At 43.7% G+C, this 19,641-nt stretch carries 16 protein-coding genes and 1 other annotated feature; of the genes, 6 read left to right on the top strand and 10 right to left on the bottom strand.

Going from position 1 to position 19,641, the window contains the following annotated elements; genetic code table 11:
- Nucleotides 1-3 precede the first annotated feature (3 nt).
- The gene (locus DEF30_RS02480) at nt 4-1,467 is read right to left on the bottom strand and encodes an RnfABCDGE type electron transport complex subunit D (RefSeq protein WP_294096147.1); all 1,464 of its coding nucleotides are present in this window, start codon (nt 1,465-1,467) and stop codon (nt 4-6) included.
- Nucleotides 1,468-1,481: 14 nt separating this feature from the next.
- Nucleotides 1,482-2,765: an RnfABCDGE type electron transport complex subunit C gene (locus DEF30_RS02475; RefSeq protein WP_294096146.1), complete on the bottom strand. Its 1,284-nt coding sequence runs from the start codon at nt 2,763-2,765 to the stop codon at nt 1,482-1,484.
- Between the two features lie 507 nt (nt 2,766-3,272).
- Here DEF30_RS02475 and ispF point away from each other — a divergent pair.
- Both ispF and DEF30_RS02465 read left to right on the top strand, forming a co-directional pair.
- Nucleotides 3,273-3,749 carry a 2-C-methyl-D-erythritol 2,4-cyclodiphosphate synthase gene (gene ispF, locus DEF30_RS02470; RefSeq protein ID WP_294096145.1) on the top strand — a complete coding sequence of 159 codons (477 nt, stop codon included), beginning with the start codon at nt 3,273-3,275 and terminating at the stop codon, nt 3,747-3,749.
- A gap of 30 nt (nt 3,750-3,779) precedes the next feature.
- A complete protein-coding gene (locus DEF30_RS02465) occupies nt 3,780-4,574 on the top strand; it encodes a nitroreductase family protein (RefSeq protein WP_294096143.1) in 795 nt (264 codons plus the stop codon).
- A 227-nt stretch (nt 4,575-4,801) separates the two neighbouring features.
- On the opposite strand, the gene DEF30_RS02460 is transcribed toward DEF30_RS02465, so the two are convergent.
- The 5 genes from DEF30_RS02460 to DEF30_RS02440 form a co-directional block, all read right to left on the bottom strand.
- Nucleotides 4,802-5,161 (bottom strand): hypothetical protein, encoded by a 360-nt coding sequence (locus DEF30_RS02460; protein WP_294096141.1) that lies wholly within the window; start codon nt 5,159-5,161, stop codon nt 4,802-4,804.
- Between the two features lie 130 nt (nt 5,162-5,291).
- Complete coding sequence (gene proS, locus DEF30_RS02455) at nt 5,292-6,728, bottom strand: proline--tRNA ligase (protein ID WP_294096139.1); 1,437 nt, start codon at nt 6,726-6,728, stop codon at nt 5,292-5,294.
- Nucleotides 6,729-6,775: 47 nt separating this feature from the next.
- Nucleotides 6,776-6,976 (bottom strand) — a binding site (T-box leader).
- A gap of 126 nt (nt 6,977-7,102) precedes the next feature.
- Nucleotides 7,103-7,369 (bottom strand): hypothetical protein, encoded by a 267-nt coding sequence (locus DEF30_RS02450; RefSeq protein ID WP_294096137.1) that lies wholly within the window; start codon nt 7,367-7,369, stop codon nt 7,103-7,105.
- Nucleotides 7,370-7,538: 169 nt separating this feature from the next.
- Nucleotides 7,539-8,588, bottom strand: a complete 1,050-nt coding sequence (locus tag DEF30_RS02445; RefSeq protein ID WP_294096135.1) for a M23 family metallopeptidase — start codon at nt 8,586-8,588, stop codon at nt 7,539-7,541.
- A 177-nt stretch (nt 8,589-8,765) separates the two neighbouring features.
- The gene (locus tag DEF30_RS02440; protein WP_294096133.1) at nt 8,766-9,413 is read right to left on the bottom strand and encodes a hemolysin III family protein; all 648 of its coding nucleotides are present in this window, start codon (nt 9,411-9,413) and stop codon (nt 8,766-8,768) included.
- Between the two features lie 147 nt (nt 9,414-9,560).
- On the opposite strand from DEF30_RS02440, the gene DEF30_RS02435 reads away from it, so the two are divergent.
- A complete protein-coding gene (locus DEF30_RS02435; protein ID WP_294096132.1) occupies nt 9,561-10,052 on the top strand; it encodes a DUF1836 domain-containing protein in 492 nt (163 codons plus the stop codon).
- Between the two features lie 132 nt (nt 10,053-10,184).
- On the top strand, nt 10,185-10,976 hold the full coding sequence (locus DEF30_RS02430; RefSeq protein WP_294096130.1) for a VOC family protein: 792 nt from the start codon (nt 10,185-10,187) through the stop codon (nt 10,974-10,976).
- 104 nt (nt 10,977-11,080) lie between these two features.
- On the opposite strand, the gene DEF30_RS02425 is transcribed toward DEF30_RS02430, so the two are convergent.
- Nucleotides 11,081-13,099, bottom strand: a complete 2,019-nt coding sequence (locus DEF30_RS02425) for a fructose-1,6-bisphosphatase (RefSeq protein WP_294096128.1) — start codon at nt 13,097-13,099, stop codon at nt 11,081-11,083.
- A gap of 412 nt (nt 13,100-13,511) precedes the next feature.
- Here DEF30_RS02425 and DEF30_RS02420 point away from each other — a divergent pair, with 412 nt between their 5' ends.
- Nucleotides 13,512-15,233 carry a diguanylate cyclase gene (locus DEF30_RS02420; protein WP_294096126.1) on the top strand — a complete coding sequence of 574 codons (1,722 nt, stop codon included), beginning with the start codon at nt 13,512-13,514 and terminating at the stop codon, nt 15,231-15,233.
- Nucleotides 15,234-15,304: 71 nt separating this feature from the next.
- On the opposite strand, the gene DEF30_RS02415 is transcribed toward DEF30_RS02420, so the two are convergent.
- Both DEF30_RS02415 and DEF30_RS02410 read right to left on the bottom strand, forming a co-directional pair.
- The gene (locus tag DEF30_RS02415) at nt 15,305-18,142 is read right to left on the bottom strand and encodes a hydrophobe/amphiphile efflux-3 (HAE3) family transporter (protein WP_294096124.1); all 2,838 of its coding nucleotides are present in this window, start codon (nt 18,140-18,142) and stop codon (nt 15,305-15,307) included.
- Nucleotides 18,143-18,227: 85 nt separating this feature from the next.
- A complete protein-coding gene (locus tag DEF30_RS02410) occupies nt 18,228-18,854 on the bottom strand; it encodes a 4Fe-4S binding protein (RefSeq protein ID WP_294096122.1) in 627 nt (208 codons plus the stop codon).
- A 108-nt stretch (nt 18,855-18,962) separates the two neighbouring features.
- Here DEF30_RS02410 and DEF30_RS02405 point away from each other — a divergent pair, with 108 nt between their 5' ends.
- Nucleotides 18,963-19,604: a Crp/Fnr family transcriptional regulator gene (locus DEF30_RS02405; RefSeq protein ID WP_294096120.1), complete on the top strand. Its 642-nt coding sequence runs from the start codon at nt 18,963-18,965 to the stop codon at nt 19,602-19,604.
- Nucleotides 19,605-19,641 lie beyond the last annotated feature (37 nt).

Below are 19,641 nucleotides of genomic sequence, written 5' to 3'. Positions count from 1 at the left end.
CCCTTACTTATTCAGTGTCTCAAAAGCAATTCGCACTGCCTTTGTCACAGAAGTGGATGAGATGGTTGCACCGGAAATGGCGTCTACCCCAGCGTTTTTGTCTTCAAAGGAGATGCCTTTGAACTGGTCAAGGAACGCAGGGTCATCAATTCTGTCTCCAAGTCCTGGAGTATCATTCACAGAAACTATGGCAACACTTTCCACAGTATTGGTGTCTTTATTGATCTTCACTTCAATTTTATTAGGTTCTCCACCGGACTGGATGGCATAATATCCAGGCGCGGACAGAACGAAGGTCACAACAGATCCCTCTTCAGACTGTTCCAGCACCTCAGGAAGGTTGTCCTGACTGTCAGTGAAGATGCCAAGGCCGCCTCCTTCTCTTGGGAACTCAATGGCTTTCGGCTCAAGACCGTTTCCAGCCATAAAAGTCAGAAGGATTCCAGCTGCAAAGGTCACTGCAATGGATACAGTGTACTTCTTCACAGAATAGATGGACCAGCCGTCTGTGAGCTTATCAATGAGTGGAGAAACCATGTTCATAATAAGAATTGCGAATACAACACCACCTGGAAGACTTGCCTGCAGTCTGATGATCACGGTCAGGGCAGCAAGGCCAATGGCATAAATGATTCTTCCGCTGATGGTGGTAGGATTGGTTACTGGGTCTGTAGCCATGAATACTGCACCGAAGACAAGTCCTCCTGCCAGCACATGGAACATGGGGTACCACATACCTACACCGTTGACCAGTGCAATGATGGTGGTGAACACAAATACAGAACCGATATAAACAGCAGGAACCTTCCAGTCCAGAACTTTTCTGTACGCAAGATAAGCTCCTACCAGAAGGATAAGCAGCGCACTGGTTTCACCAATGGCTCCAGGATACCATCCCAGAAGAAGATTGGAGAGTCCGCCGAACTGTTCCAGAAACTTCTCTGTCACAGCTGCATCCTTTATGAGCCACCCGGCATTGGCTATGGAAGAAATGGGTGTCGCGCTGGTGGTGACATCAGCCACCGTGGATCCCATGAGGGAAGCAAATATCACAGCTCGACCCACGCCAGCTGGATTGAAGATATTATGTCCGAATCCCCCAAAGATGAGCTTTCCAACGAAAATAGCAAAGAAGGAAGCTACCCCGATGGCAAAGTATGTGGTGGAGATCGGTACCGTTAAAACAAGAATAATGGCTGTAACCAGCGGGAAAGAGCTTCTCATATGTTTTACGATGTTCTTTTTGGTTGCCAGAGCAAATACCGCTTCTGTCAGCAGTGCCACCACAATGGCAGTGACCATAAGAAGCACGCCATGGATGACATAGTCCATCCCATACTCCTGGAAGTAGAACACCATGGAGAAGATAAAGACAACAAGAAGTCCAACGCTGAGCTCCGCCATGACACCTTGGGTGCTGTGGTCTTTGTCTCTATTGTTTGGAGACACTTTGGTCAAAAATTTCATTGATACTGTCCCCCTTACTTCTGCGCTGCGGCTCTTAAGAGTGCTTTACCACGTCTTACGCCTTCAGTCACTTCAATTTTAGATGGGCATACATAAGTACACATGCCGCATTCGATACACTGGTCTGCACGAAGCTTTGTCAGAAGCTTCACATCTCCTGCTTCTTCCGCATTGTTGATTCTGACTGGAAGAATCCCTGCAGGACAGTGGTCATTACATCTTCCGCATCTTAGGCAGGCAATGGCCTCGTCTTCATCAGGCTTCAGGATGGTGATGGCATTGGAAGCGGAATTGATGACGGCACGATCTGTGGAAACAGTCTTCCCCATCATAGGTCCGCCGCCCACGATACGCACTTCATCATAAGCATATCCACCGATCTGCTCTACGATTTCCTGAACGGATACCCCTACAGGCACACGTACGTTGGAAGGATTCTTCACTGCATCACCGGAGATGGTACAGATTTTCTCAATGATTGGCTTTCCATATCGGAGTGCTTCGGAGAAAGCAATGGCTGTGGTCGCATTGTTCACTATGACCCCAATTTCTCCTGGCAGCTTGTCGTATCTTTTCTTGAAGACTTCATAAATAAGGGTTCTTTCCCAGCCCATGGGATACTGATCCGGAACTTCTTCTACGAAGAGACCTTCTGTATCCTTCACTGCTTCACGAACCTTGGCTATGAGATCTTTTTTAGTTTTCTTGATGGCGATGAGCGCTTTTTGAGCACCAGACATCTTCAGCATGGTTTTTGTTCCATACACCAGCTCTTCCACCTGATTGTCCATGATGCGGTAGTCCGCTGTGATATATGGCTCACATTCTACTGCGTTGATCAGCAGAGTATGAATGCCTTTGGCTCCTTTATACTTCACGTATGAAGGGAATCCAGCACCACCACATCCAACGATACCGGCATTCATCATGAATGTCACCAGTTCCTCTACAGAAGCTTTATCAGCATCTATAGGCTCGAAGGGTCTCTCAAATGTGTTCTGTCCGTCATTTTCAATGACGACATGGTCTATTACTCTTCCTGTTGTATGCTCCAGTTCTTCAATACCCAGAACTTTACCGGAGACGGAGGAGAATATAGGTACCTTGAAATGGTCATCACGCTTCGCAAGCATTGTACCTGCTTTCACGGTATCCCCTGCTTTCACAAGTACATCTGTACATGCCATCAGCGGTATATAGACCTTCTTACCGGCCACGATGTTCTTCACTTCACCATGGCTTGTCAATTCTTTGTGCCCATTCAAATGCAATTTCATGGGCCCGATCAATATTGACATACTGTTCACCCGACCTTTCAGAATTTCGTTAATTATTAAACCAAGAATGAAATAGCTCCCGATTCTCTTTATCATTCTTTTACAGTTCCTGAATAATTATATCATAAAACTCAAATATTGAAACTTCAATATGCCCTGCATATCAGGATCTTTACTCTGAATTCGACAAGAAATTCTTCTCTTTTTTGATAAGTTCTCAAAACAAACCTTTTCACAAATTTAGTATAATATTATCAAAGGTTTTGACAGTATTTAACAATCTAAATTTTGGATGTTAATTTGTTAACTTTCTTTAAATAAACTAACAGATTAATGATATTGTCTTATCAAGGATGAGATATCCATAAAGGAACCCTGAAAACTTTTCGTTTTTTAAGGTGCAGACCCTTTTCCATTTTCATAATTTTATTGCGGGTTTCGAAAACGAAACTCCAGATTCTGTTTTTACTCAACCATGGTATAATATAGGAAAGAACACAGAGAAAACTCTGTTTAATGGAGGATTTTATGAGAATAGGTATAGGTTATGATGTACATAAACTTGTGGAAGGACGGGACCTCATCATCGGCGGTGTGAAGATTCCACATGAAAAAGGACTGTTAGGTCACTCTGACGCAGATGTCCTGACCCATGCCATCATGGACGCTCTTCTTGGGGCAGCAGCCCTCGGCGACATCGGCACCCATTTTCCTGATACCGCTGCTGAATATAAGGATGTGGACAGCCTGGTTCTACTTAAAGAAGTAAAAAGGATGCTGAAAGAACGTTCTTATAAAATCATCAATATTGATGGTGTGATCATTGCACAGGAACCCAAGATGAAACCTCATATCCCTGCCATGAGAAAGGTTCTTTGTGAAGTGCTGAACCTGCAGGAAGACCAGATCAACATCAAAGCCACCACAGAAGAAGGTCTTGGCTTCACCGGAAGCAAAGAAGGCATCTCTTCTCAAGTGGCCGTACTCATTGACAAAAGATTCTAACGAGTGAAGTCCCAGAAAAGGAGGCAGGGTATGGAAAGACTTTATCAGAATATCTCCAAACGAAAATCCACACGAAAATTCAACATGGACTCCCTGGATCCTTCCTCCATGGAACGGGTGGAACAGGCGTTACAGGATATACCTCAGCTTTTTGAAAATCTCACGGTCTCCTTTCTATTGGTAAAAGACGGAGAGCACTTCATGGAAAAAGGCACCAGCATCCTGGGCGCTTACACCAAGGTGAAGTCTCCGCATTACCTGGTGGTGGCTTCTAAAGAAGCATCCGGATTCCGGCAGGCCGCAGGCTACTCCATGGCGCATGTGCTATTAAAGCTCAACGACTTAGGCATTGCCACCTGCGTCACCTATCCGGGAGCGGATCTTACTACCATTCAGCAGTTCGCACCACTGGGCGAAGAAGAAGTGCCCATTCTTTTCATTGCCTTTGGCAATCCGGAAGATCCACTGTCCCTATATCCAAAACTGGATTATTATAAGAGGCGATCCTATAAGGACATCCTCCTTCAGGGACCAGTAAAAAGAAAGTACAAGTTTATACTGGAAGCGGCAAGACTTGCTCCATCCTCCTTCAATACCCAGCCTTGGAGGTTTGCAGTGGATGGGCATAAAATCCATCTTCTTCGGGTAAAACTCGGCTTTATCAAAAGCAAGCTTTTTTCTTCCCTGAATAAGATCGATATGGGACTCGCTCTGGGCTTCATGGTCATAGCCCTCAAAAGCAAGGAGATGAAATTCCGCCTGGTGAAAGACCCTGTGACCTATGAAGGTATGGAATACATGATCACCATTGAAATGAAAGATTAGGAAAATAATTCTATAGGAGGAACTTCTTATGATTCCAGTCAACAAGAAAAAGCTCTTTTTTCTGGCACTTTTCCTTGGTACCCTGCTCTTGATGAAAGCATCGGAAAAGGTTCTGGCGGAGCACCCTATAGCAGAAGAGTTCAATTAAAAAACAGAAGAGTACAGTATCTTTAGGAATCGCTCCTCATAGATTACTGTACTCTTTTCTTTTCACACCGCCGCTTTATCTACGCTTCTACAGCGCCTTCTTTCAGCAGGATGGTCAGTCTTGCATTTTTCTCTGTCACCTCATATGAAAGCACATGTTTTTCTCCATCCAGTTCAATAAAGGACATGGCCGAGAGCAGGTCCCGGTCCATGAGAAAATGCACGGAATAAAGATTTCCCTGTCCAACGCGGAGGAGTATGGAAGAAACTTTAAAAAACTCCATCTCAATCTTGTATTTGAGAATCAGGGGTCTTCCTTCATTATCGAGAAAATAATCCTTGTCGCCTTCTCTGTCTTTTACACCGCGCAGATGATAGTTCCCTTGAATCAGCTGTTCCAGTTGGTACATTACAATCGCCCCCCTTTTGTTCAGCTGCATTTCACAGCTTTGTCTTCCTCTTCATTATAATCCACCGCTTCTTCAAAATGTTTCTTCTCTTGTGATGTTTACAAAAAATGCAAAAAAGACAGGAGGTGCCTCTATCTGCACGTCTCCTGTCCAGTTCTTTTTAATATGCTTTACCCCAGTACACCATGGTGTCTGTTTCTTTTCCACAGCAGATGCAGGTGTCTGCCACCTTCTCCTGCTCAAAAGGCATACATCGGGAGCTGAGTCCATATACTTCCTTGATCTTCTCTTCGCAAGCCAGCTCATTACACCACATGGCCTTGATGAAACCAGGCTTGTTGTCTGCTGCATCTCTCATTTCTTCTGGAGTGGTCACCGTTGTGGTCATTTCTTCCTGTCTCTTCACAGCTTTCTCATAAAGCGCATCATGAATCTCGTCAAGAAGCGCTGGAATTCTCGCTTCCAGATCATCCATGGACACGATCATCTTTTCACGGGTATCTCTTCTTACAAGAACCACCTGATTGTTTTCGATGTCCTTGGGACCTACTTCCAGTCTTAGAGGCACACCTTTCATCTCATATTCGCTGAACTTCCATCCTGGCTTCTTATCGGAGGCATCCACCTTCACACGGCATACGCCTGAAAGCTTTCCGCGGAGCTCTTCTGCTTTTTCCAGAACGCCTTCTTTGTGCTGTGCCACTGGAATGATCATAAGCTGAGTAGGTGCCACTCTTGGTGGCAGTATGAGCCCTGAGTCATCCCCATGAACCATGATGATGGCACCGATGACTCTAGTGGATAGTCCCCAGCTGGTCTGATGCACATGGCTGAGCTTTCCGTCTTTTCCGGTATATCGGATGCCAAAGGCTTCCGCAAAGCCCTTTCCAAAGTTATGGGATGTGCCGGACTGGAGAGCCTTTCCATCATGCATGAGCGCTTCGATGGTATAGGTGGCTTCAGCACCTGCAAACTTCTCTTTGTCTGTCTTTCTTCCCTTCACCACTGGAATGGCCAGAAAATCTCTGAACATGTCCGCATAGACATTCAGCATCTTGATGGTTTCTTCCTGGGCTTCTTCAGCGGTCTCATGAATGGTGTGGCCTTCCTGCCAGAGGAACTCAGAGGTTCTTAGGAAAGGTCTTGTGGTCTTTTCCCATCGGATGACGCTGCACCACTGGTTGTACTTCTTTGGCAGATCATTATAGGACTGCACAATGTTTGCGAAGTGCTCACAGAAGAGCGTCTCTGAAGTAGGTCTGATGCACAGCCTCTCGGTGAGCGGCTCAGATCCCCCATGGGTTACCCAGGCCACTTCAGGAGCGAATCCTTCCACATGGTCCTTTTCTTTCTGAAGAAGACTCTCAGGAATCAGCATTGGCATATAGACATTCTCATGCCCTGTTTCCTTGAACTTCTTATCCAGATACCCCTGAATGTTCTCCCATAGAGCATACCCGTAAGGTCTTAGGATCACAGCACCTTTAACGCTGGAATATTCGATGAGTTCTGCTTTTTTCACGATGTCTGTGTACCACTGCGCGAAGTCCACATCCATGGATGTGATGGCTTCTACAAGCTTTTTGTTGTTGTTCATAACAATACCTCCCACAAAATAAAAGAAATAAAAAAAGAAGACTCAATAAAAGGGGCCAAATCTCTTCGGCGGTACCACCCTTATTGATACTTCTCCTAACGTATCCACTCTAAAGTATAACGGCTTTCCCCGCTCAAATGGTTGAGAAACTCCAAGACAGGTTCTGGAAACTTTCCTTGAGGGCTTTCACCAATCCCCTCTCTCTATGAAGGCAGGACTTCCATACTGGTTCTTTTCATCGTTTATATCATATAGATTCTATAGGAAATTCCACTTCCGGTCAACTGCTTTTTTTAAAGAGACTCCTAAGAAACTCACAAAGGCACTTCTCTTCCGCGCAGGAAGGCACTGACCTTCAAAGATAGCTGTAGAGGCTATGTGAGAATCCACCAGCTTTTATGCCGGGGGTCCAGATAAAGTGCATGCCTTTCTTTGAGTCTTTTTCTTTTTCCCCGGACGAAAAATGTCTTCTCCGTAAGACCGTTACTGTGCTCTTCCAGAACATAGTAAATCTTCTCCACTTCATACACATAGTAGGCAGCATTCTCCACAGAATAGAAACGGAACTTCAGCGGATAGACTTTTCCTTCTTTATAATACGAGATCACTTCGCATGGCCGTCGATAATCCTGAGGGTACATGAAATCACCTTCTTTACTTCTTGATCTTATTTTAGAACATACGTTCTTAATTGTCAAGAAAAAGAATACAACACAATATGTGGTGCACTTTTAAAAACAATCCACAACATCTTGTGTGTAATGTGTATAACTTCCTGCACAAAAAAAGAGAGCTTCCGCTCTCCTTCTCTTATTTTAAATAGCTCATTGGATTCACAGCTGTGCCATTCTTTCTGATTTCAAAATGCAGATGGCTTCCAGTGGATCCTCCGGTACTTCCCATCTTTCCGATGCTTTGTCCTTGAGTCACAGTGTCTCCGACGCTCACGGAAATTCTGCTTAAATGTGCATAAGCTGTCTCCATGCCATTTGCGTGTCTGATCACTATGAGTTTTCCATAGCTTCCCTGATATCCGGTAAAGATCACCTTACCATTCTGGGAGGCTGCGATGTTGGTGCCTGAACTGTTAGCAATATCAATTCCAGTATGCATTCTTCTGGTTCTGGAAATCGGATGGATTCTGTACCCAAAGGGGCTGGTGAATCTTCCTGAAGTTGGCCAGATAAAAGTGGTGGATTTTCTCACAGCCTCTTCTTTCTTGATCTGATCTTCCAATGTGATTTTTTCTACACTAAGGGCAGTCAGTGTCACGTTTGTCTCTTCAGATACTCTCTGAGCTTCTGTCACTTCATTTGTATACTGCTCTTTCTTGCCCATTTCTGTATTCATCAGCGCTTCCACCTGAAGAATGTTCTCTTCAATCTCCGCTCTTTTCAGAAGCAGCGCTTCTTCAATCTCGCGATAGGTATCCTGATGCAGATACTGATTTTCATAGGTCCCATATACGTCAAGTTCTCCATGGATCAGTGCAGTTCTTTCTGCTTCTTCAAGGACTGTATAGGCTCTTGCGATGGTCAGCACCGCTGCCTGCAGAAGATTTGAAGGCTTCAGCTCATCAAGAAGCACCATTCTTTCATCCACTGCTGCTTTTTCCTCTGCCAGGAACCTGATGCGGTCCTGGAATACAGAGACTGCCTGTCCAATGGTTTCAATTTCATTTATTCTGGTTTCAACCAACCGTTCATTTTCAGTTTTAACTTCTTCAAGGGTCTGTATCTGTGCAACAACTTCATTCAGTTTTGTTTTACTGTTTTCATCTGCCAGTACCCTAACTTTCGGGAAACTGCCAACAGCTAAAATCACCAACGCAGTGGCAACCGCTTTGCTCCAAGGCTTCATGTTCATTCCTCCATCATTTTCATACGACTTTTTTATAGTACGTCTTTTTTGTAAAGAAAATATGAAGAGAATTAAACAATTTGTAGCTATAAATTAAAGGCAGTCTTTATAACTGCCAAAAGCCCCTAAATTCAATGGGTTCTGTAACCAATTTGTTTCCAGTCTCTCGCTAAAAAATTAAGCGAGATAAAAGAATGTGAAGAAATAATGTAGAAGACTGCCGCCTAAAATGAACAAATGGAAAAGCTCATGAAAGCCAAGTACCTTGGAAAAGTTCGGTTTCTTGATCATATAGATGATGCCTCCGATGGAATAAAGTATTCCCCCAAAGAGAAGCAGCAGGAATCCCCCTTGTGGAATACTTGCATACACATCCCCAATGAAGAAAATGACCATCCATCCCATCATGAGGTAAAAGAGCGTATACAGCACTCTGGGAATGCCCGGAATGAAAATTTTCGACAAAATCCCAAAGAGCGCAATACCCCAGACAATGCTTAGTATGAGTACTCTCTGCTGTCCTTCAAGAACCATAAGACACATGGGTGTGTAGCTGCCTGCAATCAGGACATATATCATGCTGTGATCCAGTTTTTTCAGCTTTTTAATGACTTTTTCACTGCCATTATAACTGTGATAAATACCGCTGGCCAAGTACAGAAGCACCAGGCTGATTCCAAAAATGATGACACCCACGATACTCTTTACGGATGCTTCTATCACAATTCTATGAACCAGCATCACTATGGTTCCTATAAAGAAAAAGATCGCCCCGCCCAAATGTGTCCAGGCATTCACAGGCTCTCTCAATTTGATTTTTTTCATGTAGATCCCTCCATCTAGTTTTAATAACTATGTGTTGTCTTATTTGTATTATACCGCAGCTTTCATAAAATGCAATATTGAAATTGTGAATTGTATCTATTATGATGATGTTATGTAGTTTTGAAAACAAGATGAGGAGATGAAGCTATGCTTGAAAATTCCTTTCCCCAGCTCCCAAAAGTGGAAGCTCTGCCGGATTTCGGCCTCTATATGGATCAGGTCATGACTCTCATGGAGAAACAGTTTCCTAAATGGCCACTGACCAAAACCATGATCAATAATTATACCAAAGACAAAATCCTATTCCCAACAGAAAAGAAAAAATACTCCAGAGAGCATCTCATGATGCTGTCTCTCATCCAGATTCTTAAAAGAACCCTGACCCTGCCCCAGATCAAAATTCTTCTATCCCCACTCAGCAAAGAGCTGGAAAAAGGAGATGCCACGAATCTTTACACGCTATATGAGGCCTTTCTTTCCCGCTACGAGAGCACACTCACCTGCGCTTCGAATCTTTCCGAATCTGTTGCAGCAGATAGCGATCAAAAGGAAAGCCTGGTGTATCTCTATGCGCTTCTTTCAAGTTATTTCCAGAATCTTGCAGAGGAAGAGGCAGAATCTGCCAAAAGCCTTCTATGACAACATTTACAGGTGAAGTGTTCACAATTTTTTATCTTGCACTTCATACAGGCTTTTCATCCGTCCCGTACACTTAGACTAAATCCCATAATAATCACGGATTTGAAGATGAAATGAAATGAAGGCGATTAGATGAAAACAATAGAACTAGGTGCAGTGCACCTCAATGTAAACAACTTAACCAACATGAGAGAATATTATGAGCATCTTGGGCTCACTGGTAAAATGGAAGACGGAAAAGTAGTGCTTTATGCAGACGACCGTCCTCTTCTTGTTCTTCATGAAACCCACAAAACAAGACGTCACGAGGTGGGTCTTTATCATTTTGCGATTAAAGTCCCCACGAGAGGTGATTTTGGAGATTTTCTCTATCATGCAGCAAAAACAAGAATTCCCGTCACCGGATTCTCTGACCATTATGTGTCAGAAGCTGTATATCTGACGGATCCAGAAGGAAACGGTATTGAAGTTTACTGGGACCGGCCTCAAGAAAAGTGGATGAAAGATGGGACTCTCCATATGTCCACAGAAGTGATGGACATAGATGGTGTCCTCAAATCAAGGTATTCCAATGAATTCATAAAATTCCCAAAGGATACAGTCCTCGGACATATCCATCTTCATGTTCTGGATTTGGAAGCTTCCTCCCGGCATTACAAGGAAACCCTGGGACTTGCGAAAATGTTTGATTATCCCAGTGCAGGCTTTTATTCCAGAGATGGATACCACCATCACATCGCCATGAATCTTTGGCTGCCAGGTTCTCCAAAAGAAAAGGAAGACCATTATCCTGGAATTCATTCATTTACCCTCTATCTGGAGCCCTCCATCTATGATGCACTCTATAAGACAGAAAGCTACAAAATGGTCCACCGGGACCCCAGTAACATTCTATATGAAGTGCACCGAGGATTTATCAGATAACAACCACCCTTTTGCTTCCTCCTATTTGAAATATACTTTCTCTTTTTTGTATATTTCAAATATTTTAACCCCGAAGACACCTGTCTTCGGGGTTCTCCTTTTGTCTATGGTTTGGTCTCATTGATATAGGCTGTCTGGATCATTTCCTTGATGTAGCCTTTTCTGTAGGCATTGACCAGCTGAAGAAGATCCTCCACCTGGGACTTCAGCTCAAATCCCGTATCCGTATCTGCCACCCGTCTTCTGCTGGTGACACTCTCAAGAACCATCACCGTGGAGACAATGTCCTTCTCTTCTATAATGGCTTTCTTTGTAGATTCAAAAGGTTCATGACTCACAAGATTCATCCCATGGGAATTGTAGATGAGGGTATAACCGGCAATACCTGTTTCCTTCTGATAGGCTTTGGCAAATCCGCCATCAATGACCAGAAGCTTCCCTCCTGCCTTGATGGGACTTTCCCCTTTCATTACTTTCACTGGCACATGTCCGTTGATAAGATGAGAGGTTTCAATATCGAGACCGAAATCCTCCAGAATCTTTTCAATCCATTTGATGTTTTCGCGGTCTTTATAATAGGGATTCTTCTCTTCCGCATGGGTTTCCTTCTCTTCAATATAATAGCGCTCAAAAGTAGCCATCTTTTTCTTCCCAAAGAGTGGTGATGCAGGTCCACACCAGAGATACCACATGGCATCCAGTCCCTTCTCCCGAAGAACTGGATCATTATTGAAGTATCCTTGCCTCGCCAGTCTCTCCAGTTCATCCAATGCTCTTTTCCCGTGGTATTCTTCTCCATCAATCATGATGGGCATGAAGTCACCATTGGCCTCCATGGGAATGCAGCCATGCAAAAGCAGATTGCCGTTGAACACCTTGTACATGCTGCCCTTTGAGTAGAGAAGCTTCACGTGGTCATTGAGCCTTAAAGAGTTCATAAAGCTTCTCTTCAAGCGGTCCACAATCTCCTTCTCCTCTTCTGTGAGGATAAAAGGATTCTTGGGGTCTATGGTTGGGAACTCCTTGGAATTGAGAGCGTACTCCACCCCATCCACAAGGATGGTTCCTTTATCATAATCGATCATATCCAGAAGCATCCGGTCATTCATTCCATACTCCGGATGACGGTAAATGATTTCGGCCTCCAGCTTCATCTGGATGAGAAAAATGGCCTTGTGGATTTTAGCCACCATCTCCATTTCCCGCTGGTTTTTCTCTGTGATCTCCACACCTCTAGGCATGAAATTCTTCAGTTCTTCATTTCCATAGGTATCCATGGCGAAGGTCGCCAGTGGCAAAAGATTGATGCCATAGCGGTCTTCGAGAAGTTCAAGATGGTTGTATCGGGCGGTGATTCGGATAACATTTGCAATGAGAGCCTCATTGCCCGCACAAGCGCCCATCCAGATCATATCATGGTTCCCCCACTGAATATCTAACGAGTGGTACTCTTTCAGCATATCCATTATGATATCCGCTCCAGGACCTCTGTCATAAATATCTCCAATGATATGAAGACGGTCCACAGCAAACCGCTGGATGAGATTACAGATGGCTACAATAAATGCTCTGGATCTGTCCAGGTCAATGATGGTGTCAATGATCTTATTATAGTAGTCATACTTATTGATTCGGTCTTCATTCTCATTTAGAAGTTCATCCAGAATATAAGCGAACTCCTTTGGAAAGGCTTTACGCACCTTTGACCTGGTGTATTTGGAAGAAACTCTCTTGCAGACTTCTATGAGCCTGAACAGGTGGACTTTATACCAGTCGCTGAGTTCTCTTTCATTGATGTCCAGCATATCCAGCTTCTCGTTGGGATAATAGATGAGCGTCGCTAGAGCTCTCTTTTCTGCTTCTCTTAAGGTGTTACCATAAAGATCATTGATTTTATTGCGGATAACCCCGGATGCATTTTTCAGCACATGCCGAAAAGACTCAAACTCCCCATGGATGTCTGACAGAAAATGTTCCGTACCTTTGGGCAGGTCCAGAATCGCCTGCAGATTGATGATTTCTGTTGTTGCCGCGTCTATGGTCGGATACTGCTTGGCCAGCAGTGTCAGATAATCCAGATCTCTTATGGTTTTCACTTCGCTTCCAGTCAGTTCATTTGTCATTGTAACGCCCCCAAATCATAACAAATTCCTTATTTCACTTATTATACTATGGAAATCCTCATATCCCCATAGGATATTCATATCCTCGGATGAAAAACCCTCAAAAGTGCAGTTTGTATTTCGTAAAACCCTCAAGATTATCATTATTTTTTGAATGACTGTGGGTCCATACGATAAATATTTCAAGAACTGATGAAAAATACTCACAGAATCTGAAATTCGTAAACCTTTACTGATCCGTTCCATCTTTGGTCACCCGCACATTCAGAAACGGGAAGAATCTTTCCAAAACCTGCACCTCTGTTGATTTTCATTGAACCCCCATGGGATTTCCGATATTATTATAGTAAATCATGGATTTTTCTGAAATTAAGGGAGTAGGGTGAAAACCCGGTGGATTGAAGTGTTAAAAATGAAGAAAAAAATTGGGAACTCTTTTGGGCTGGCTGCAGTTTTTACTGCTGCGGTAAGTCTCTATGTGATACTGCTTGCTTTTTACCCTTCCTGGCTGCAAAACCTGGAGGGGCGTTTATGGCGCAGTCAATCACAAGACCTCACGCTTCATGCAGAATATCTGACCACCGGCTCCTCCTTAAGACTTTCAGAAGTCCAGCAGGCGAAAATTTTCCGTAAATTTGACGACGAGAAGTACAGCACGGCAGCCACTGGTGAAGCCATGTGGATCAGAATTCCAAGTAATGTGCTGAAGCAGGATTATGCGATTTTCTCAGAACATCCCTATGTTCGGGACTATGACATCTATTTTCCCATCTTCACAGGAAAAATGACCGTTTATCAGAATACAGAAGTGCTATCCTCCGGAAAAGTCCGTGGACGAAGTATTCACGCCTTTGCCCATATGCCTTCCTCCATAGATGCGGAGCTGCCCATCTTCATCAGAATTAATGGACCAGTTGTCAATCCTGAGTTCAGGACCATGCTCTATGAAGATTTTTCCATCTTCGAAAACCGGCTGTCTCTCTTCTTTTCGGTGCATTTCACTGTGTTTTTGATCATATTCCTCGTAAATGTCATACTATATTATATCTTCAAAGAAAAGTCCTATCTTTTCCATGGTCTGTTTCAGCTCTTCACCACCCTTTCTCTCTACTATTACACATCCTTCGGAAACCGGATGTATGATATGGGTACCAGTTTCTATTATGAGGAGTTTCAGATGCTGGCACTGGTATTCATGTATTTTTTCCTCTATGACTACCTGAAAGTGAAAAATAAGGGCGTCCTCTTTAGAGAGCTCTATCAAGGAGCTCTGGCCGTCACGGCTCTTTCTGCATTTTTCATTCTTCTGACTGACCACGATCGGGAAATGCTCATCACCTCAGTGGCTGTAAGTATCTCCTATCTCTATATTTTCCTGGCGGCACTGTATACTTCCATGCGCAAGATCAGATTCTCCGTTTGGATTCCCTTCGCCACCTTTGTGCTCATGGTTTCCTCAATCCTTCAAAGCCTGAGCCTACTGGCATACATTGAAAGCCATGTGAATATCAGTCTGATGATCTTTACAGCTGTTCTAACGGAAGCTGTGGTATTCACCTACAGTATCTTCTACTTTATCCGGGAGCAGCAGGCGGAAAATGCTTTCCTGAAAAATCAGGTAACCATAGATCACCTCACTGGACTAAAAAACAGATATTATCTCGACAAATTTGCAAAAGATAAAATCCTCCTTCTAGAAAAGAGCGGTAAATCAACCTCCATGATCATTCTGGACATCGACTTCTTTAAATCCGTCAATGATGATTTTGGTCATGACAAAGGAGATGAGGTGCTTCAGGAGCTGGCAAGGAAGCTGGAAACCACATTCAGAAAAGAGGATTCGGTTACAAGACTTGGCGGAGAAGAATTCATTATTCTCCTCTATGACAGCAACCTAAAAACAGCAGAGCACCTTGCTGAGCGTGCCCGAAGGATTGTGGAACTTACAGATTTTGGACTGAAAAGACCTCTTACTATCAGTTTAGGTGTTGCAGAAAAGCAACCTGGAGAGTCCTTCAATGAACTCTACAAAAGAGCGGATGACGCCCTCTACACCGCTAAGGCTATGGGAAGAAATCAGGTGAGGCTTTCAAAAGAATCAGAACTTGTGCCTTCTTTGGAAGTAGATCCTTGAATCTTCTTCTTCCAACTCAACCTTATACTATGTGAAAAAAGCCACCCTCAAAAGGATGGCTTTCTTGTTCTTCAGATGTCCCAGATTTCTTTTTCTTTTTTGCTGAAGAGAAATCTATCAAATAGTACTAAAACAGGTGGCAGCACCACAAGGGTACTGAGAAGTGCCAGTGAAATATTGATCACGGTCATTAGTCCAAAGTCTTTCAATATGACAAAATCAGACAGCATCAGCACCGAGAATCCGCCCACCGTGGTCAGTCCTGAAGCGACAATGGCTTTGCCGATGGTGGAGACTCCATGAATCATGGCCTCTTTTTTACCCTTCCCCATGAGTCTCTCCTCAAGATATCTTTCCGTGAGCATAATCGTCATTTCAACCCCCATCCCAAGAACTAATGCACCAATGGTTGCAGTAATCGGGGTATACTGGATGCCAAGATAGTACATGAGCCCACTGGAGATTCCAATGATCACAAGAACTGGAATCATCGGAATGAATGCTTTCATGATGTTTCTATAGACGAGAAGCAGTGCAAGAAACACAAGTCCAAGCCCGAGAAGTGTCATCTCCATTCTACCAGAGGTCAGTCCCTTCACCATCTCCACGTCTAAAGCACCTTTTCCAGTCACATAAATATCATAAGGCGCATCCGCAATATCCTCCGCAAGATTTTCCGTGAAAATCTGAAGGTCTTCTGCACTCATACTGACTGTATTTAGAAGCAGCAATCCTTTCGTCCGATCCTCACTGAGAAACATCTCTTTTTGCATCTGCGGGAGTTTTTCCACCTGGCTCGTGTACTCTTTATGACTCATCACTCCAGGGTCTTGAAAGTTTGAAATTAATGTATCTAAGGATCCCACCGAAACAATTTCATCCGGGTATTTGCTAAGAAGCTTTTCTTCTGTCTCTTGAAGAAAAGCCACCGCTTCTTCTGTCATAAAGTCTTCCGACACCATATAAAGAGCAATCTGATCCGTGGATCCCACTACTTGGCGGAGAGTCTTGATATCCTCCAGCGCTTCCATCTCCTGTGGCATAAAGGTTTCTATGTTGCTTTCCACTCCGATCTTCTGATCCAGATAGTAACCAGAGGCTGCCAACAGAGACGCCAGGAGAAGCACAGGCACAGATGCCCTAAGTACAAGTTCTGTGGTTCTTTTCAGAAATCTGTCTAATACCCCTTCTTTTCCTTTTTCTTTGATATTCTTCTTCATGGCACCGCTTCTATCGCCTCTATTCTTATTTCTTAAATAAAGAACCGGCATTAGAACAACAACACTTCCAATGAAGCTGATGGTCACACCAACGGTCAGCATCTTTCCAAAGTCCCGGATCATCGGCACCGGAGAGATATAGAGAGAGGCGAATCCAAGAACAGTGGCCGCCACAGCAATAAATACAGCCTTACCCATATGTTTCAGTGTTGTTTCCACAGATCCTTCTTCCTCGAATCTATTGTGAAACTGAATCGAGTAATCAATGCCAAGCCCAATGAGTATGGGAAATACAGCCATGGACACCATGGTCACAGGTATGGAAAGATAGCCCATAACCCCTAAGGTAGCCAGCACTGAAATGAGTATGATGGCTAAGCTGAGCGCTCTCCATTCCACTTTGAAAACCAGCACCAGTACCCCCAGCATGATGACCACTGCAAAGCCCACCATCCTGGCCATATTACTTTTCATCTCACTTCTTAAAGCACTGTCCAGAACGGGTTTTCCAGATACCGTCACTGTGAGGTTCGAAAGCTCTTCTTTTTCTACTGCTTCCATCACAATTTCTACCATCTGATCCTTTTCCGCATCCGTGAGATTTCCTTCCAGCTTCAATACCATCAGTGCACTCTCATCATTGGGTAGCACTTCATGGAAAACAGATCGGATTTTCTCATTCTCATCATACAGCATGGACTTCAGATCTGTCTCGGTTCCTGGGAAAGACGCTTTCATCATACTACTTTTATCATAAAATGTAAGAAGACCTTCAGAAATCTGACTTAAGTTCTCTCCCATAAGGAGAAACCCATCCGCCATCTCTTCCAGTTCTTTTGGGTTTACACCATCAGACAGCGCCCCTTTCATCTCATTCAGCTCTCCTGAAAGCTTTCTTTCGATTTCTGTTAAGCCTGTAGCAGTCTGGTCCGCTCCATTTTTGAGATTCTCAGTTTTGCTTGCCATGATGGTAAGACCTTCCGCACTTTTCTTCAAACTTTCCGACGCCATCCGGAGCCCTTCTGTTAGCTGCGGATTCTCTTCTGATAACGAACTGAATTCCATTAGCTTTATGGACAGATGGGCCAGTCCCTCGGAAACTTCTGAAAGTCCAGATTGGAGACCCACAGTCCCTGCAGCAATATTCTCCTGACCGGTGATGAGCTTGCTGAAATGATCTGATACTCCACGGAGACCATCAAGCTTTTCGCCCATCAGCTGTGGATCCATAACATCTTTGCTTTTTAGCGTATGTCCCACCTCTTCAATTTTCTCTCCCATCTCTCCCAGTCCCTCACCCATGACAAGAAGGTTCTCTTTCAGCTCTTCACTGCCATTCACCGTCATACTATGAAGAACTGCAGCGGGACTCAGAATGGTTCTTACTTCTTCCTCATATTCAAACCGCTTTTGCAGCTCAAACATTTTCTCCAGAGTTTCTAGACCCAGCAGATCCTCCTTCTCTCCTTGGAACAGAATAAGAACGGAATCCCCCCCAAAGGTCTCTTCCATTTTCTCATTGGACTGGTATACCGTATGGTCTGTATCCACAAGGGTTTCATTGCCTGTAGCCATTCGGATGACCCTTGCTCCAGTTATAAGGGCAACAAATATAAGTACAGAAACAATCAGTATTTTAAACGGATTCTTTTCAATACGTCTTCCAATAGCAGCAAAAATTCGATTCATCTATTTCCTCACTTTACTTTTTTATCTATTCAGTTCTCATTCACATTCCCAGACTTTAGTGACTGGATTATTTCTCATAAGTGCTTCAACGGCTCTGATAAAAAATAGTATCTTTGGGGCATACCTGTTTGCAGTTTCCGCACTGAAGGCACAATGAAGTGGTGATACATGCCTTATTACTCGCTTTCAGCACTTCAATGGAAGCTGAAGTACACACCTTTTCACATTTTTTGCAGCCTATACACTGACTCTCCACTACTTTATAGGAAAGATAGGGCTTCCTGCTGAATGCTTTCTGTAGAACTCCGAAAGGACAGATGAAATTATGGAAGACAGAAGGCTTATAAAAAAGTGTAATCACCACCGATAATAGAAGCCAGATCAGAAGTACGGGAGGATTCTTCCCAAGCACAGTTCTTGAGAACACCATCCACCCTAAACTAAGAAAAAGAAAAACCCAAGGCATCCTTCCGCTGGAGAGCCATCTGGGCGCTTCTTTCGGGATCCATTTCATTTTCCCGGACATCTTCTCCGAAAGCTTCATGACCGTGTTCATGGGGCAGATATACCCACAGTAAAGCCGTCCAAAATAATAAGCCAGCGGAAGACTGGCAGCAAAAATAATAAGCCACAGAACCATCTTCCCCTGCGCAATGATAAATAGAAAAAGACCAAAAAATAACCATCGCACATAATTTTTCCAATTACGCATTCCCTCACTCCTAATTTCTTTGATTTCCTCCCATGATACAGATATAATTACAAAAAAGGTGTGACCTGTGGTCACACCTGGTTAGAGATACTACAAGGAGATTTTATCATGAAGGAACTATTAGAAATGCTGCCCCTTTTTCAAAGTTTAACGGACCCTGAGCGGTCCAACTATATATCGAGGCAGTTCTTCTTCAGAAAAGACTATAAAAAAAACAGTGTACTGCATTTTGAAGGAGAACATTGCACACATCTTGAGATTGTTCTTTCAGGTGTTATCACCATAGACCGAATTAGTGAAGACGGTACTATCCTCACTCTTTTTGAACTGAAGGAACAGGATATCCTAGGCGGAAATCTTCTTTATACAGCGTATCCTTATTATCCCATGACCGCCTCCTGCAAAACGGATGTTACGATCTTAGCCATTGAAAAAGAAAATCTGTTTGAAATTCTCTCGACCCATCCGGTGATACTCCGTTCCTTCCTCTCTTTCTCCAACAATCAGGCTTCTTCTTTAAGCCATACGGTTAGAAACTATATGGGCCAGCCACTGCGGGAGAAGCTTCTGCGATACTTTGAAATAGAGATGAAAAAACAAAAGAGAAACCCCTTTCTTCTGCCAATGACCAAAAAAGCTCTGGCAGAAAAAATGGGGGTTCAACGAACTTCTGTATCACGGGAACTGAGAAAAATGAGTGAAGCGCAGATCCTTCGGACAGAAAAAAATTGGATAGAGATTCTAGACTAATATAAAGAAAGGAGAATCCTTGCATCCTCCTTTATTC

The sequence above is a fragment of the Proteiniclasticum sp. genome (genome assembly GCF_003514505.1).
Taxonomy (GTDB): Bacteria; Bacillota; Clostridia; order Clostridiales; family Clostridiaceae; genus Proteiniclasticum.
This window is presented reverse-complemented; position numbering and strand designations above follow the sequence as displayed.

Excerpts from the sequence above, each read along its gene's own strand:
- DEF30_RS02480 (WP_294096147.1), bottom strand. The coding sequence starts at position 1,467 with ATGAAATTTTTGACCAAAGTGTCTCCAAACAATAGAGACAAAGACCAC.
- DEF30_RS02475 (WP_294096146.1), bottom strand. The coding sequence starts at position 2,765 with ATGTCAATATTGATCGGGCCCATGAAATTGCATTTGAATGGGCACAAA.
- ispF (WP_294096145.1), top strand. The coding sequence starts at position 3,273 with ATGAGAATAGGTATAGGTTATGATGTACATAAACTTGTGGAAGGACGG.
- DEF30_RS02465 (WP_294096143.1), top strand. The coding sequence starts at position 3,780 with ATGGAAAGACTTTATCAGAATATCTCCAAACGAAAATCCACACGAAAA.
- DEF30_RS02460 (WP_294096141.1), bottom strand. The coding sequence starts at position 5,161 with ATGCAGCTGAACAAAAGGGGGGCGATTGTAATGTACCAACTGGAACAG.
- proS (WP_294096139.1), bottom strand. The coding sequence starts at position 6,728 with ATGAACAACAACAAAAAGCTTGTAGAAGCCATCACATCCATGGATGTG.
- DEF30_RS02450 (WP_294096137.1), bottom strand. The coding sequence starts at position 7,369 with ATGTACCCTCAGGATTATCGACGGCCATGCGAAGTGATCTCGTATTAT.
- DEF30_RS02445 (WP_294096135.1), bottom strand. The coding sequence starts at position 8,588 with ATGAAGCCTTGGAGCAAAGCGGTTGCCACTGCGTTGGTGATTTTAGCT.
- DEF30_RS02440 (WP_294096133.1), bottom strand. The coding sequence starts at position 9,413 with ATGAAAAAAATCAAATTGAGAGAGCCTGTGAATGCCTGGACACATTTG.
- DEF30_RS02435 (WP_294096132.1), top strand. The coding sequence starts at position 9,561 with ATGCTTGAAAATTCCTTTCCCCAGCTCCCAAAAGTGGAAGCTCTGCCG.
- DEF30_RS02430 (WP_294096130.1), top strand. The coding sequence starts at position 10,185 with ATGAAAACAATAGAACTAGGTGCAGTGCACCTCAATGTAAACAACTTA.
- DEF30_RS02425 (WP_294096128.1), bottom strand. The coding sequence starts at position 13,099 with ATGACAAATGAACTGACTGGAAGCGAAGTGAAAACCATAAGAGATCTG.
- DEF30_RS02420 (WP_294096126.1), top strand. The coding sequence starts at position 13,512 with ATGAAGAAAAAAATTGGGAACTCTTTTGGGCTGGCTGCAGTTTTTACT.
- DEF30_RS02415 (WP_294096124.1), bottom strand. The coding sequence starts at position 18,142 with ATGAATCGAATTTTTGCTGCTATTGGAAGACGTATTGAAAAGAATCCG.
- DEF30_RS02410 (WP_294096122.1), bottom strand. The coding sequence starts at position 18,854 with ATGCGTAATTGGAAAAATTATGTGCGATGGTTATTTTTTGGTCTTTTT.
- DEF30_RS02405 (WP_294096120.1), top strand. The coding sequence starts at position 18,963 with ATGAAGGAACTATTAGAAATGCTGCCCCTTTTTCAAAGTTTAACGGAC.